General features: G+C 62.0%; 13 protein-coding genes. 4 read left to right on the forward strand and 9 right to left on the reverse strand.

Annotated features, from left to right (window positions below; all coding sequences use genetic code 11):
* A complete protein-coding gene (locus CPH89_RS09835; protein ID WP_053258747.1) occupies window positions 1-1338 on the forward strand; it encodes a dihydroorotase in 1338 nt (445 codons plus the stop codon).
* Here the strand turns inward: CPH89_RS09835 and CPH89_RS09840 are convergent.
* The gene (locus tag CPH89_RS09840; RefSeq protein WP_053258748.1) at window positions 1335-1856 is read right to left on the reverse strand and encodes a DUF3617 domain-containing protein; all 522 of its coding nucleotides are present in this window, start codon (window positions 1854-1856) and stop codon (window positions 1335-1337) included. The genes CPH89_RS09835 and CPH89_RS09840 overlap by 4 nt on opposite strands.
* Window positions 1857-1986: 130 nt before the next feature.
* Between CPH89_RS09840 and cls the strand changes: the two genes are divergently transcribed.
* A complete protein-coding gene (gene cls / locus CPH89_RS09845; protein WP_053258749.1) occupies window positions 1987-3426 on the forward strand; it encodes a cardiolipin synthase in 1440 nt (479 codons plus the stop codon).
* Between the two features lie 49 nt (window positions 3427-3475).
* Here the strand turns inward: cls and cfaB are convergent, their stop codons facing one another.
* The 8 genes from cfaB to hflK (CPH89_RS09885) all read right to left on the reverse strand — a co-directional run bounded on the left by cfaB (window position 3476) and on the right by hflK (CPH89_RS09885) (window position 12649).
* Window positions 3476-4660: a C17 cyclopropane fatty acid synthase CfaB gene (cfaB, locus tag CPH89_RS09850; protein ID WP_053258750.1), complete on the reverse strand. Its 1185-nt coding sequence runs from the start codon at window positions 4658-4660 to the stop codon at window positions 3476-3478.
* A gap of 87 nt (window positions 4661-4747) precedes the next feature.
* Window positions 4748-5536 carry an HvfC/BufC N-terminal domain-containing protein gene (locus tag CPH89_RS09855; RefSeq protein WP_053258751.1) on the reverse strand — a complete coding sequence of 263 codons (789 nt, stop codon included), beginning with the start codon at window positions 5534-5536 and terminating at the stop codon, window positions 4748-4750.
* Window positions 5527-6372 (reverse strand): MNIO family bufferin maturase, encoded by an 846-nt coding sequence (gene bufB, locus CPH89_RS09860; protein ID WP_053258752.1) that lies wholly within the window; start codon window positions 6370-6372, stop codon window positions 5527-5529. The genes CPH89_RS09855 and bufB overlap by 10 nt, the downstream gene beginning before the upstream one ends.
* Window positions 6373-6440: 68 nt before the next feature.
* A complete protein-coding gene (bufA2, locus tag CPH89_RS09865; protein ID WP_053258753.1) occupies window positions 6441-6692 on the reverse strand; it encodes a BufA2 family periplasmic bufferin-type metallophore in 252 nt (83 codons plus the stop codon).
* A gap of 115 nt (window positions 6693-6807) precedes the next feature.
* Complete coding sequence (locus CPH89_RS09870; RefSeq protein WP_053258754.1) at window positions 6808-8694, reverse strand: cation-translocating P-type ATPase; 1887 nt, start codon at window positions 8692-8694, stop codon at window positions 6808-6810.
* On the reverse strand, window positions 8691-9725 hold the full coding sequence (hflK, locus tag CPH89_RS09875; protein ID WP_053258755.1) for a protease modulator HflK: 1035 nt from the start codon (window positions 9723-9725) through the stop codon (window positions 8691-8693). The genes CPH89_RS09870 and hflK (CPH89_RS09875) overlap by 4 nt, the downstream gene beginning before the upstream one ends.
* The gene (gene hflC, locus CPH89_RS09880; protein ID WP_053258756.1) at window positions 9722-10711 is read right to left on the reverse strand and encodes a protease modulator HflC; all 990 of its coding nucleotides are present in this window, start codon (window positions 10709-10711) and stop codon (window positions 9722-9724) included. The genes hflK (CPH89_RS09875) and hflC overlap by 4 nt, the downstream gene beginning before the upstream one ends.
* A 12-nt stretch (window positions 10712-10723) precedes the next feature.
* Window positions 10724-12649 carry a protease modulator HflK gene (gene hflK, locus CPH89_RS09885; RefSeq protein WP_053258757.1) on the reverse strand — a complete coding sequence of 642 codons (1926 nt, stop codon included), beginning with the start codon at window positions 12647-12649 and terminating at the stop codon, window positions 10724-10726.
* A gap of 320 nt (window positions 12650-12969) precedes the next feature.
* On the opposite strand from hflK (CPH89_RS09885), the gene CPH89_RS09890 reads away from it, so the two are divergent.
* Both CPH89_RS09890 and CPH89_RS09895 read left to right on the forward strand, forming a co-directional pair.
* A complete protein-coding gene (locus CPH89_RS09890) occupies window positions 12970-13587 on the forward strand; it encodes a CDP-alcohol phosphatidyltransferase family protein (protein ID WP_053258758.1) in 618 nt (205 codons plus the stop codon).
* 10 nt (window positions 13588-13597) lie between these two features.
* The gene (locus tag CPH89_RS09895) at window positions 13598-15352 is read left to right on the forward strand and encodes a bifunctional alpha/beta hydrolase/class I SAM-dependent methyltransferase (protein ID WP_053258759.1); all 1755 of its coding nucleotides are present in this window, start codon (window positions 13598-13600) and stop codon (window positions 15350-15352) included.
* The last annotated feature ends 2 nt before the right edge of the window (window positions 15353-15354 follow it).

The raw sequence follows: 15354 nt of genomic DNA on the forward strand, positions 1-15354 counted from the left end.
ATGAGCCGCCTGCTGATTCGCAATGCCCGCCTGGTGAATGAAGGCCAGTTATTCGACGCTGATGTACTGGTCGCCAATGGCCGTATCGAGAAGATCGCTACCAGCCTTGAAGGCTACAACGAACCGGTAGAAATCGACGCCCAAGGCCAATGGCTGCTGCCGGGAATGATTGATGACCAGGTGCACTTTCGCGAACCCGGCGCGCCCGAAAAAGGCAGTTTCTATAGCGAATCCCGCGCCGCAGTGGCGGGTGGCATCACCAGCTTCATGGACATGCCCAACACCCACCCCGCCACACTTAACCTGGAGGCCCTGGCCGATAAAAAGCGCCGCGCCGCGCTGCACTCAGTGGCCAACTACGGCTTTCACTTTGGGGTCAGCAACGACAACCTCGACACGGTCGCCGCCCTGGACCCACGCGAAGTGGCCGGGGTGAAAGTGTTCATGGGCGCCTCCACCGGCAACATGCTGGTGGACGACCCACGGATTCTGGAGCGACTGTTTGCCGAAGTCCCCACCCTCCTGCTTGCTCACTGCGAACACACACCCAGCATCCTGGCCAACGAGCAACGCCTGCGCGAGCGCTTCGGCGAACATATTCCTGCGGTCGCCCACCCGCTGATCCGGGATGCCGAAGCCTGCTATCGCTCATCATCGTTTGCAGTGGAACTGGCCAAGCGTCACGGCACCCGCCTGCACGTGTTGCACCTGACCAGCGCCATCGAGTTGGCGCTGTTCGACGACATACCCCTTGCCGAAAAGCGCATCACCGCCGAAGTCTGCCTGCACCATCTGCTGTTCGATGACCACGACTATCACCGCCTCGGCCACCGGATCAAATGCAACCCGGCGATCAAGACCCGCGCTGACCGCGACGCCCTGCGCCGTGCCTTGCTGACTGATCGTCTGGATGTGATTGGCAGTGACCATGCGCCACACACCTGGGCGCAAAAACAGTTGAGCTACCGCGAAGCGCCGTCCGGGCTGCCGTTGGTGCAGCACGCGTTGCCGGCGTTATTGGAGTTGGTTGCGGACGGGCTCTTGCCCCTGCCTACCCTGGTGGCCAAGACCAGTCACCGGGTAGCCGACCTGTTTGCCATTCCCGATCGCGGCTACTTGCGCGAAGGCTATTGGGCAGACCTGGTGCTGATCAAACCTGAGCCCGAGGGCAAACCCGTCAACAGCCAGCCCATTCTCGCGCGCTGCGGTTGGACGCCCTTCGCCGAGCGCAGCTTTCGCCACAGCGTCAGCACCACGCTGGTGTCAGGCCACCTGGCGTGGCACAACGGCCAGGTGGTCGACAGTTGCCAGGGCTTGCCCCTGCTCTTTCTGCGTTAAGCGCGGGGTTTGACCGTACCGCAATCGTTACCCAGCCACTGAGCGTGGGTGTCCAGGCTGCCCTTCTGCTGAACGCCGGTGGCATTGAAAGTGCCGTTGACGGTCGTGGTGAACTCCTGCTGGCTCTGGAACGTCGCTACACCGGTGCCCTGGGCTTTCGGGCAGCTGAAACGAAACTTCCATTGGTTGCCGGTCTTGTCGGTCACTTGCTGTTTACAGCCCGATTGCGGGTCAGTCAGCGGGATTGAGTCAGAGGCAACCTGGGCCGGCGTGAGGCACACCTGCACGCCTTTACCGGCCATGGTGATGCCCTGTTTTTCGAGCATCGCGCGCTGTTCAGGGGTCATCTGTTGTTTGAGCTGACCGAGGATCAGCGACAGGTCGGGCAAGTCCTGGTTATCCACTTTCATATTACTGGTGGTCAATTCCCACAAGCCCGGCGCCAACATCTGCGCCTGAGCCGCCACGGGCAGCGACAATCCAACAACCATGGCCAAACCAAGCAGGCGAGCATTCATCGGGTAACTCCTGGATAATTGTGGGCGTTAGACGCCGCAAAGCTGCCAGTGTTGCACGACAAATAAAATAGCGACATTCACCGTCGAACATGGTCTGTTAGGCACTTGATTGCCTGGAGTTACGTCGTTCATGGATTTTTTTGGCCCGCACTTGCTCGCCTACTTCATTGCCACGCTGCACTTTCTCGGGACTCTGGCCGCGATTCACGCGGTGCTGACCGTCAGGACCGCCCAAGGCTCAATCGCTTGGGCCCTGTCGCTGATGTTCATGCCTTACCTGACGCTGATTCCGTACCTGATTTTTGGTCGCAGCACCTTCGACGCTTATATCCAGGCGCGTCGCCAGGCCAACCAGGAAATGCACACCGCCATCACCGCGCTGAACTGGCGCCCCTGGGTCGATGAAGCGCTCGCCGCACGCAACTCCAATGCCTATGCGTCCCTGCGTGCCATGCCCAAACTTGGCCGCATGCCATGCCTGGCCAATAATGAAGTACGCTTGCTGATCAATGGCGAGGCGACTTTCAGCGCAATCTTCGACGCTATCCGCACGGCCAAAACGGCGGTGCTGTTCCAGTTTTTCATCATCCATGACGACGAGCTCGGCCGCCAACTGCACACCTTGCTCAAGGAAAAGGCCGCCGAAGGCGTAGACATCCACGTGCTCTACGACCGCATCGGCAGCCACGCCCTGCCCTCTCGCTACGTGCAATCGCTGCGCGACGCCGGCGTCAAGGTCAAAGCATTCGCCACCCGCAGTGGCTGGCTCAACCGCTTCCAGGTCAACTTCCGCAACCATCGCAAGATCGTGGTAGTGGACGGCATTACCGGATTTGTCGGCGGGCATAACGTCGGCGATGAGTACCTGGGCAAAAAGCCGCCGTTGGCGCCATGGCGCGATACCCATGTACAGGTCACCGGCCCGGTCGTGGCCTGCCTGCAGGAATCGTTTGCCGAAGACTGGTTCTGGGCCGCGCGCGAGTTGCCGCCACTGATCCTGCCGGACACTTACCCTGAAGACGGCGTGCTCTGCCAACTGCTCGCCAGTGGCCCGGCTGACCCGTATGAAACCTGCTCGCTGTTTTTCGTCGAAGCGATCCATGCCGCGACCAAGCGGGTGTGGATCACCAGCCCCTATTTCGTGCCCGACGAAGCCGTATTCGCCGCCCTGCGCCTGGCGGTGTTACGCGGGGTGGATGTGCGCCTGCTGCTGCCGTCGCGGCCCGATCACCGCATTGTGTATGCCGCCTCCAGCCTCTACGCCATCGAAGCGGTGCGCGCCGGCGTGCGGGTATTCCGCTATAAGCCGGGCTTCCTGCATCAAAAGGTGGTGTTGGTGGACAGCGAAATCAGCGCCATCGGCAGCGCGAACATGGACAACCGTTCGTTCCGGCTTAATTTCGAAGTGATGCTGCTGACCGTGGACGAGGCGTTTGCCAGCGAAGTGGAACAGATGCTGCTGGACGACTTCGCCGTCGCCCACGAAGTCAGCCAGGAAGAAAGCCGCGAAACCCGCCGCCTGCAACAACTGGGCATGCGAGTCGCGCGGCTTATTTCACCGATTCTCTGACAACCAACACAGAACACATTTACATCTTCTGCGTCTTCGCAGCACTGTTTCAGCGGTAGATATCTTCCCGCGTCCACGGCAGTTCATGGCTGCCATCGGCATGAGGTTTTACTGCCAGGATCTGATGCAGGTTGATCCAGCCACGGGCGAACGCATAGGCACAACCGGCCAGGTACAGCCGCCAAATACGCAACGCTTGCTCCGGCACCATCTTCGCCGCCGCTTCAAGGTTGTCTTCCAGCCGCTCGCTCCAATGGTCCAGCGTGCGCGCGTAATGCAGGCGCAGGCTCTCGACGTCGACCACTTCCAGCCCGACTTCACTGATTTCGGCAGTCATCATCGCCAGATGGGGCAACTCACCGTTGGGGAACACGTAACGCTCGATAAAATCCCCGGCGCCACGGCCGACAGGTCGACCATCCGTGTGCTTGGCAGTGATGCCGTGGTTCATCACCAGGCCGCCTTCACGCACCGCACCAAACAGGGTTTGGCAGTATTGCGCCAGGTTGGCATGGCCAACGTGTTCGAACATGCCCACGCTGACCACTTTGTCGAAACGACCGTCTTGGGGCAGGTCGCGATAGTCGAGCAATTGCAGGTCCACCTGGTCTTCCAGGCCATCCGCTTTGACGCGCTCCCGGGCCAGTGCCAACTGCTCCTTGCTCAGGGTGATACCAAACACTTTGACCCCGAATTCCCGCGCCGCAAAACGCGCCAGCCCGCCCCAGCCACAGCCCACATCCAGCAAATACTCACCCGGTTGCAAGCGCAGCTTGCGGCACAAGTGGCGAAATTTGTCTTGTTGAGCCTGGTCGATGGATTCACTGCCGGTTTCAAAGTAGCCGCAGGAGTACGCCATGTCCTGGTCCAGCCAAAGCTGGTAGAACTCGTTGGACAGGTCGTAATGGTAGGAAATGGCGGCTGCGTCGGTCGCCTTGTCGTGGATCGAGCGCACCGGATGACTTTCCAGGTCGTCTTCGATCAGCGCGTGACTCAACTCGTCACAGACCCGAATGACCTCGGTGATGGAACCCTCAAGCTCCAGTTTGCCTTCGACGAACGCTTCACCCAATGAGTCGAGCGTTGGATGGGTCAGCATGGAAACCGCCGTGGGGTCCTTCACCACGATGGTCACACTGGGCTCAGGGCCCAAGTTGAATTCATGGCCATCCCAGAGTCGAAGACGAAGCGGTAGCTTTAGATTCTGTAAGGCCGGTGGAAGTGGCGCGAGCATGAGTAGTCCCCCCTTGTTTCAGACGTCTGGAATGAGGGTAGACCATCCAAAGACAAAGTAGGGGGCTATCGAATCGATAGCGCCGCTCTACTGCGCCCGAAACTCGAGCAAACCGTCTTGGACCCACTGTTTCAGCCACGTCACCGCTTGCAGTGCTGCACCCTCTTTATAAGTGACTGCCAACTCTGCGCACAGTTCTGAAAAGCGCCAGCCGGTGGCGACCATGCCTGCCAGTGCGCAGGCTTCAGCGGGTTCCAGGCTGCGGTAGTGGCACACGTTCTGGTGGCGCCATACCAGGCAAATCTGCGCGACCTCCAGTGCATGGCTGTCGGGGAAGCCCGACTCATCCTTACTCGCTCGCCAAATCGCCACGGTATTGAACTGGCAGAGCATCTGCTGCACGCAAGGCGCCAGGGCTACCTGCAAACCCGGCCAGGCTTCGGGTGGCAGTTGCGCCATATCATTCAGGGTCAGCGGCTCACCCTGCGGCGCATCAAACGCCAGGGTAAAGGCCCACTCCAACCGCGCCAGTTCAGCCAGCGGGGCGCTCTGCTCAGCCACCAGGTGCTCAACAATGAACGCCGGGAACCGCTCACCCAACCAACGCAGGCTGTAATGAGCGGACGGATAACGTCGCACATAGGCCTGTGTCAATAACGCGAACTCATCATCCCCCAGCCAATACCAGATGGCGCCGAAATCATGGCGCAACACTTCCTGCAACCGCGACACGTAGGCGTTGTGATAAATCGCCAGCCCCGTGTCGACATCCAGGGTCGGGCCGCCGAGCAAAGTGGCGGCGAAACCCCGGTTGGCCACCGTCGTTTCGGATAGCAGATGCTGCTCAAAGGCCAACTGCCAATCGGTCAGGCGCATAGCGACCTCCGGGCCAGCGCGGTAGCCCCCAGTTCACGGGCCTTGCTCAGCTCGGCAAGCAGTTCTTCGAACGGCGGGAAATGATCATCGCGCTCCAACAGCGTCGACACCGGCCCCAAATGCTCAAGTGTCTGTTGATAGAGCGCCCACACCGGATCGCACACCGGATGGTCATGGGTATCGACCACATAATCGCCGTAGTCCATATGCCCGGCCAAATGCAGTTGGCGAATACTCTCGGGCGGCAGGCTGCGGATAAACGTCCACGCATCGAACCCGTGATTGCGCGAACTGACATACACATTGTTGACGTCCAGCAGCAACTGGCACCCAGTGAGGTGCGCCAAGGCATTGAGGAATTCCCACTCAGTGAATTCGTCCGCCTTGGAGCGTACATAGCTGGAGACATTTTCCAGCACCAACGGACGCTGCAACACGTCCTGCACTTGGCGCACACGGCCGGCCACGTGGTAGAGACTTTCTTCGGTGTAAGGCAATGGCAGCAAATCGTGCAACTGATGCGCGCTACCGCGACTCCAGCACAAGTGATCGGAAATCCACGCGGGTTGAATGCGCTCGGCGAGCTGTTTGATGTGTTTCAGGTAATCGGTATCGAGGGCATGGGGCCCACCGATGGACAGGGACACACCGTGCATCACCAGGGGATAGCGCTCGGCTATCGCGTCCAGGTAGTACAACGCTTTGCCGCCCTGGACCAGATAATTCTCGGAGATCACTTCGAACCAATCCACGGCCGGCGACTGTTCAAGGATCTGCTGGTAATACTCACTGCGTAAACCCAGGCCGTAGCCCAGATTGGGAAAGGAAGCGGACATACGACAACTCCTGGGCAAAGTGTCCGCAGCGGCAGGGGGCGTCCGCTGCGGTTGCACTGGTTTGCCGGTTATTCGCCGACTTTGCCGCCTTTTTGGTCGCACATGGCTTTGCTCATGGAGAGGAAGCCCTGGCCTTTGCAAGAACCTTGACCTTTGCACGCGTGGTCTTTGGTTTTGCAGTCGTTCTGGCCTTTGCAGGCGTTGACGCCATAGCAATGCACAGCGGTATCAGCGGCTTGAGCCTGAGTGACAACACCAGCAAACATGGTAGCGGCAGCCATAGCGAGGGCGGCACCGGCAGCAGCGGATTTAATGTTCATTCTCGTATTCCTCATGAGCGAATGGAGTCGGTCTGAACGGATTGTTCAGTCTCGACATACCACTAGAGTGAGGTCCCGCATTGGCGTTACAGCCCAGTGAAAATATTTCTGAAAATTATTCGTCGAGCTTCAAAAGCGGCTCCTGAAAGCGTAGCAAACGCCCGGCGTTGCCCAGTACCAGCAAGGTGCTGAGGTTATGCAACACCGCCGCGATCATCGCGCCTGCTGCGCCCAACCAGCCAAACGCCGCGAACACCACGATGGCCAAGGTCCAGCCCAAGCCGATGATCACATTGACCTGCAATGTGTGTCGGCACTGACGACTCAAGCGCACACAGGTGCCCAGGCGACGCAGGTCGCTGCCGATCAACACCACGTCCGCCGACGCGAGGGCGATGTCCGCCCCGCCCGCGCCCATCGCCACGCCGACCACACCCGCCTTGAGCGCCAGGGAGTCGTTGATGCCGTCGCCCACCACCATCGGCCGGAAACCACTGCGGATCTCGCCCAACACGCGGTTGAGCTTATCTTCCGGCAAGGCCTGCGCTTCGACGTCGCTGATGCCTACGTCCAGCGCGAGGCTGTCGGCCACGCTTTGACGGTCGCCGGTCAGCAGCAATTGGCGGCCCAGGCCTAGATCCCGCAACTCTTGCAGTGCCTGCCGTGCCTCCGGCTTGACGCTGTCGGCCAACAACAGCCAGGCGAGGAATTGCCCGTTCAGCGCCAGCCCGGCAATCGGGCCATCGTGACGGGGGACGTGGGTGCTGACGATGCCCAATTGCTCAAATAACTCCGGTCGCCCAAGGGCCGCTTCGCCCTGCTCGGTCTGTGCCACCACGCCAAGGCCCTGGCGTTCGCGAATATCCGTGAGTGCCAGCATTTGTTCCTGAGTCGCCAAACTCGCCAGTGCACGACTGACCGGGTGGCTGCTGGCCGAACCGAGGCTGGCCGCCAGGTTCAACACCCGCTGCCGATCCGGCGCCGTGGTTTCAATGGACTGCAGGCGCAAGGTGCCAAAGGTCAGCGTGCCGGTCTTGTCGACCACCAACGAGGTCAGGTCCGCCAGCTCCTCCAGAAACGCCGAGCTGCGAATTAAAATCCCATGGCGCGCTGCCACCGCAATCCCGGCAATCGCCGTGGCCGGTGCCGACAGCACCAACGCACACGGGCACGCCGCCACCAGCACGGCGAGCATTGCCTGGGCGTCATGGGTGACAAACCAGGTCACCGCCGCCAGCAATAACACCAGCACCATATAGCTACCGGCATAGCGCTCCAGCAGCCGCGTGATCGGCGGTTTGGAGCGCTCGGCGTTCTGCATCAGCGCGATGACTTTGCCCAAGGTCGACTCATCACCGGTGCGCGTCACTTGCAAGCGCAACAAGCCATCAAGGTTGATCGCCCCACCAAACACCTGCACGCCGACGCTGGCTTCCAACGGCACCGACTCCCCGGTGATAGGTGCCGTGTCCAGGCTGGCCTGGCCCGACAGCACCACGCCATCGGCGGGTACCCGGTCGCCGGCACGCACTTCGACGATATCGCCGGTGTTCAGCGTGCCGTTATCCACTTCAACAATGCTGCCGTCGGCCTGCACCAGGCGCGCGTGGCTGCGGGTCAGTTTGCCCAGCGCGTGAATCGCCTCCTGAGAGCCGATCACGCTGCGCTCTTCCAGCACATGGCCGAAGATCATGATGATCGGCAGCAAGGCAGCGGTCAGCAGGTCGCCCGTGGCCCACGCGCCCATCATCGCCAGCGCGATCAATTGGTCGGTGATGCCATGCAGGCTCGGGTAACGCAGGCTGTACCAGGCCGAACGCATCACCGGCACGGCCACCAGCAAGGAAGCGACGCCGAGCAGCAATTGGCTGACACCGGTCTGATCCGGCGCCAACCAACGCCACACCAGCCCCAACATCAGCAAACCCAGGGCCAGCATGGCCAGCGTCAATTGCCGGGCAGCGCTGCGCTGCTCGGCGGAGGTCAACATGGGTGCGCTCATTGCTCGGCTCCCTGAATGATCAAGCGGGAGTCGTCTTTAGGGTCGACCGTAGTGACTGAACCGGCCTGGCCAAGAATGTTCGGCACGCGCTCGCGGTAAAGGCGCAGCAGCAAGCCAGGGTCTTTAACCTGCGCCAGGCTGGCGACGGTGGCGGTTTGCGCCTGGGCGCTGGCCAGGCGCTCACTGGCCTGGGCGTGGGCCACTTGCACCAGGCGGTCAGCCGCCTGGTTGGCGATCTGGGTGAGTTTTTCCGCTTCGGTGCGCGCATTGGCCACGGCTTTATCGGCTTGCTGGCTGGCGGTCAGCACCGCGTTGAACGCATTCACCGCCGGGCCCGGCAGGCTCGATTGCACATCCACGCGGGTGACCTCAATGCCCAGCCCCAAACCCGTCGCGGCCAGCTCCGCCAGGCGCTTATTGATACCTTGCACCAGGTCGGCGCGCAGCCGCTCGCGGCGCTCGGCGGCGCCGTTGTCGGTGCCGATCAGTTCCGGGCGCGCCACCAGAATCGTGTCCAGATCCCGCGCAGCCGTCAGCGCCACTGCGCTGCGCGTCACCAGACGATCCAACGCCGGCAGCACGTGCTCGCCCTGCAGCACAAACGCATAGGGTTCGGTGACTTTGTAAAACACCCGCACATCCAGCTGCACCACACCGGCATCGCCGGTCAGCAAGTAACCGGAACCGGCCAGTGCATCGCTCAACGGCGTGGCGAAACTGGCGACACGGTCGGCCTGGGTTGCCGCATCGGAGCGCAGCAGGTTCTCCACCCGACGTTCAATCACACGGTCCGCAGCGGGTAACAACACAACCTGCTCGAACGGCTGCGGCCACGCCAGCAGGAGCCCGGCGTTCTGAATCCGGTCCAGCGCGCCGAAGTGCAGCACCACGGCGCGGTTTTGCGGGTCGATCTGCCGCACATTGGAAAACGCCCAGGCCAGCGCCGCCAGCACCGTCACCGCGTACAGCGCCAGGAAGGTCAGGCGCCCGGCCTGGATCCACGGGCTGTCCGGGCCGTCACGCTCGGTCATGGTTGAACGTCCTTCGGCCCGTCCACCAGTGCACGGAACGGCGCCGCGTCGGTACGCAGGATGATTCGGGTGCTCGGCGTGACCACCGTGCCCAAGGTGTCGAGCGAGCGCAGCAGGTTGTACAGCTGCGGATTGCCCGCGTAGGCCCGGCCATAAATCTGCGCCGCTTCAACCCGCGATTGAGCTTCGATATCGGCGGCTTTCACCGTGGCATCGGCTTGCACAATACGCGCGTCACGCTCGGCGGCAGAGCGGATCTGCGCGGCTTCACGCTTACCGACAGCGGTGCGTTCGGTGGCAATGGTTTCACGCTCGGCACGCATGCGGTCGACGGTGGCCGTGAGGGTGACCGACGGCAGGGTCAGGCGCTCGATACCGACTTGCACCACGCGCACGCCGTAGGTGGTGAGCAATTGTTGATCAATCTGCTGGCGCAATTGCGCCTCGAAATCAGCAATGCGCACCTGGCTGGCGTCGGTGTTAATCAAGCTCGACAGGTCGAAGCTGGCTGCTGTGGTTTCCAGCGCCGAGCCGACGAACGTGCGAATCTGCCGCGCCGCTTCGTCCGGCTGGTTCTGCACCGCACGCATAAAGCGCTGCACATTGTCGGCATCGCCCTGCACCTGCCACGCCACATAGGCCTGCACGATGATCCGCAGGCCGTCGCGGGTACCCACATCCTGTAAACCGCTGGAGGTAGTGCGCAGGCGCAGGTCCACCGGGATCGCCGCTTCGAACGGTGCCGGCCAGCGCCAGCCCAGGCCCGGCTCCAGCAGTACCCGCGACGGGTTGCCGAACCGCGTAATCACTGTGGCCTCGCCGGAGCGCACTTGCACCAGGCTGGCAGCCGCGACGGCAAACAGCACCAGCAACACGGCCCAGGCCATGCGTCGCCAAGGAAATGGCCCGGCCGCCTGCTCATCACCATGGTGGTGGTGATGATGGCCGTGGTGGTGATGACCGTGATCGTGAGAATGAGCGCTCAACAGACAGACTCCTTATTGAACGGCTTTACGCGGCACCGAAGGATCGGCCGGCAAAGTAAAAGAACGCAGATCGATCGTTGGCGCGCCATCGGCGCCCAGGCGGTGATCCAGAATAAGCAGCTTGGCGTGCGCCAGCCCTTGGCTCAGTTGAGCGAGATACTGCTCCAGCACGAAGGCACGGCCTGCGGTGGCGTAAGCCTTTTGTTCGGCGCCAAAGCGCAGGTCTGCCGCTTGGGCGCCCGCGCTGACTTCACGGGCGGTGGCCATCGCCTGGTCGCGCGCAGTGCTGGCCTGCAGCAAAGCCTGGTTGGTTTGTTCGCTGGCGGCGCCGCGCTCACGGGAAATCAGCGCCTGGGCACCAATCTGTGCCGCCTGCACACCGTGGTAGGCATTGGCGGCGCCGGCCGGTGGGTGAATGGCTTCCACCACCGTGGCCAGAATTTCCACGCCACTGTTAAGTTTTTGCAGGTCCGCCTGCACCGCGCGGCCGACCTCATCAGCGAGGCGGGTGCGTTGTTCGCCGAGGAGCTCGTCGAGGGTGCGCGAGGCAAAGTCGTGCACGAGGATGCGGCTGGCGGTACTGCGAATCAGCGTCGGCACATCGGCGCTGTTATAGGTGGCAGCCAGTGCGGCCTGGTCGGTCAGGCCAATGCGGTAGACGAAGCGGACATCCATATTGACGATCTGGAAGCTTTGCTTGTCGCCGCTGCTGCTGGCGATCACCTGGGACTTGTCATTCACATGGCTGGCATCCCACAACCGGTTGGCGATCAGCGGCGCCGGGCCTTCGGCAGGTGCCAACGGCACTGCGGCGGCGTCGCTGGCGCTGGTGGCGAGCTCGTGCACAACGCCGTTTTCCACGTTCAAAACGCGACCCAATGGCCACGGCAACCCAGCATGCAGGCCCGGGCCGAAGACTTCCACCGGTTTGCCGAACCGCTCATAAATCCCACGGCCTTGCAGAGGCACTTCGTGCACGCCGGTCAGTGACCAGCCTACCGCCAGCACCACCAGCAGCACCGGCAAGAACGCCCGGCGCATGTAGGTAAACGCCCAGATCTGGCGCAAGTCGATGCCGAAGCGGTTGTGCAGTTCGTGCTGCAAAGCGAGCAAGGGTTGTGGCGGCCAACGCAGCAGACCGGCGATGAAGCTTTGCGCCATCAGGCGGGGTTCGAGCCGTGGCTGGCGCGGGCTGAACAGCGACAGCGTGCCTCTTAAGAGGAACTCCAGCGCCACCAGCGCTGGCAACAGGCCAATGACCGTCGCCAAGCGCAACGGCCACACGGATTGCGCGCCGGCAAACAACAAGCAGATCGCACTGACCACCCAAACAACAATCGCCACCCGGACCAACTGCGCCAACTGCGACGCTTCAGGCCATTGCGCAGCGGTTTCCTGAGCCAGACGGCGCTCCAATACCAGCAAGCCAAAGGCCAGCGCCAACGCCAGCGCAGCGCCGATACTCGCGGATTGCCCCACGGGCGATGCGGGCAAGGCCAGGTTCCAGAATTCAATGATGCTGAGCAACGCCAACAACGACCAACCACAGAGCCACAACACCGGCGCGCCGATCTGGGCCAGCAAGCCACTGCCGAAACGCTCCAGCAGACGCGTGTATCCGCCCCGCTCTTCGAGGGGCCGTTCGATTAATTCCGCTGCCGGTTCCTCCAGCGCCTGGGCACGCCAATCGGCGACCCACCACGCCGATTGCAACCCGGCTACCAGCACCAGCAGAGCGCTCGCGCAATTGATCAGCACCACGGGCCAGATCGACAACGGCGCAAACAGCGCGACAAACAACGCCAGCACCCAACCGGCGACAGCCAGGGCGGTCAGGCTGATGCCGGCCTGCCTCAATCGACGGGCATGGAACACCCCTTGTTGAAAACGCGCGAGGCCTTCAACCGAAGCGCCATCAGCTTCCAAATCCACTTGCATCCACTTAACGCCCGCTTACACACAGTTCGTTACGATATAACACGCGGCGTGAAATTTTTGTTCGCTAAACACCGTTTTTGAGCCCTGCGCTGTGCCCCTGTGCACAGGGCTTACTCGCGATGGCGATGGGGCAGTTGATGCCTGTACTGCCTGGCCCACCGCTATCAGGCGCAAGCTGCCTGCCACAAATTCCCTGCGGCACCGGCGAGACCGTGACTAAACCCCCATAAACACGCGCCATCACTGGTGCAGGCACGGATTAATCGGCACACTCCAAAACAGTTTTTCGCGGGTTCACGGACAAGGAAGCGCCACTCCCCATGATTTCGATCTATCAACTCAAGCCGCGTTTTCAAAACCTGCTGCGCCCCCTCGTGCAGCGTCTCTATGACAACGGCACCACCGCCAACCAGATCACCGTGTTGGCTGGCGTGATTTCCCTGCTGGTCGGCCTGTTGATCGCCAGCTTCGCCCAACACCTTTGGCTGTTTGCGCTGATCCCGCTGTGGATGATCCTGCGCATGGCCCTCAACGCCATCGACGGCATGCTCGCCCGGGACTTTGGCCAGCAGTCGCGCCTCGGCGCCTACCTCAATGAACTGTGCGACGTCATCGCCGACAGCGCGCTGATCCTGCCCTTTGCGCTGATCCCCGATGCCAGCCTGGTGCCCGTATTGCTGGTGGCGCTGCTCGCCGTGTTCAGTGAATACGCTGGCGTGCTCGGGCCAATGGTGGGCGCTTCGCGCCGCTACGACGGGCCGATGGGTAAGAGTGATCGCGCGTTTGTACTCGGGGTGCTCGCCACCGGCGTGGCACTGGGTTGGCTCAATGCTGGCTGGGTCGACACGGTGATGTGGCTGGTCGCCGCCCTGCTCGCCTATACCTTGGTCAACCGCGTGCGCCAAGGTCTCAAAGAAACCACTTCCCCTTCTGCATAAGGAATTTGCGATGCGCGAACAGCACGATCACACCTTCAGTACCCATGATGGCGTCGAGCTTTTCTATCGGCACTGGCCGGCCACGGCGCCTGCGGGCGACGAGCCGCGCAAGGCGATCCTGCTGTTTCATCGCGGCCACGAGCATTCGGGGCGCATTGCTCACTTGGTCGACGAACTCGACCTGCCGCAATTCGATTTCTTCGCCTGGGACGCACGCGGCCACGGCCAATCCCCCGGTGCACGCGGTGACAGCCCCAGCTTCGCCACCAGCGCGCGCGACGTGCAGACCTTCTGCGAGCATATCGGCGCCACTTACGGCATCGACGAAGAGAACGTCGCCGTCATCGCCCAAAGCGTGGGCGCCGTGATCGCCGCCACCTGGGTGCACGATTACGCCCCCAAAATCCGCGCCCTGGTGCTGGCCTCCCCGGCGTTCAAGGTCAAGCTCTACGTACCTTTTGCGCGACCGGGCCTGGCGCTGATGCGCAAAGTGCGCGGCAACTTTTTCGTCAACAGTTACGTCAAGGCCAAGTTCCTCAGCCACGACCCGGAGCGAGTCGCGTCCTACGACAGCGACCCCTTGATCACCAAAGCCATTTCAGTGAATGTGCTGCTCGGGTTGTACGAAGCTGCCGATCGCGTTGTAGCCGATGCCCAGGCGATTCAAGTGCCCACACAGCTGTTGATCTCCGGCTCCGACTTTGTGGTGCACCGTAAACCCCAGCAGCAATTTTTCGACCGCCTCGGCAGCCTGAAAAAAGAGCTGCATATTCTTCCCGGCTTTTTCCACGACACCCTCGGCGAACGCGACCGAGCGATCGCCCTGAGCAGCGCCAAGCGCTTTATCCTGCAGAACTTCGCTCACCCGCTGGACCGCGCGTCTTTGCTCGACGCCGACAAACTGGGCGCCACCTGCGCCGAGTCAGAATCCCTCGCCGCGCCGCTGCCCCGTCATTCATTGCGCGACCTGTACTGGCGCATGACCCGCGCCAGCATGGGCTTGGGCAAGAACCTGTCGGCCGGGGTGAAATTGGGCTTCGACACCGGCTTCGACTCCGGCAGCACGCTGGACTACGTGTACCGCAACACGCCCACCGGCAAGGGCGGGCTGGGGCGGATGATCGACACCAATTACCTCAACTCCATCGGCTGGCGGGGCATTCGCCAGCGCAAGCTGAATGTCGAAGAACTGCTGCGCCTGGCCATGGCCAAGTTGCGTGCAGATGATCGTGAGGTGCGAATTGTCGATATCGCCGCCGGCCACGGCCGCTACATTCTCGAAGCCTTGCAGGGCGTTTCGCCGCTGCCGGAATCAATCCTGCTGCGCGACTACAGTGACATCAACGTACGCGACGGTGGCGCGCTGATCCGCGAAAAAGGCCTTGGGGATATCGCCCAGTTCGTCAAAGGTGATGCGTTTGACCGGGCTGATCTGGCGGCCCTGGACCCCAAGCCGAGCTTGGCAGTGGTGTCCGGGCTGTATGAGTTGTTTGCCGATAACGGCATGGTCGGCGGTTCGTTGGCAGGTCTGGCCGAAGCGGTGGAGCCTGGCGGTTATCTGGTTTACACCGGCCAACCGTGGCATCCGCAGCTGGAATTGATCGCCCGCGCGCTCACCAGCCATCGCCAGGGCCAGGCCTGGGTGATGCGCCGGCGCAGCCAGGCAGAAATGGATCAGTTGGTTGAGGCCGCAGGCTTTCGCAAGCTCACCCAGCGTGTGGACGAGTGGGGCATTTTCACCGTGTCCCTGGCACAGAAGATCTGAGC

The sequence above is a fragment of the Pseudomonas fluorescens genome, from assembly GCF_900215245.1.
Lineage (GTDB): Bacteria > Pseudomonadota > Gammaproteobacteria > Pseudomonadales > Pseudomonadaceae > Aquipseudomonas > Aquipseudomonas fluorescens.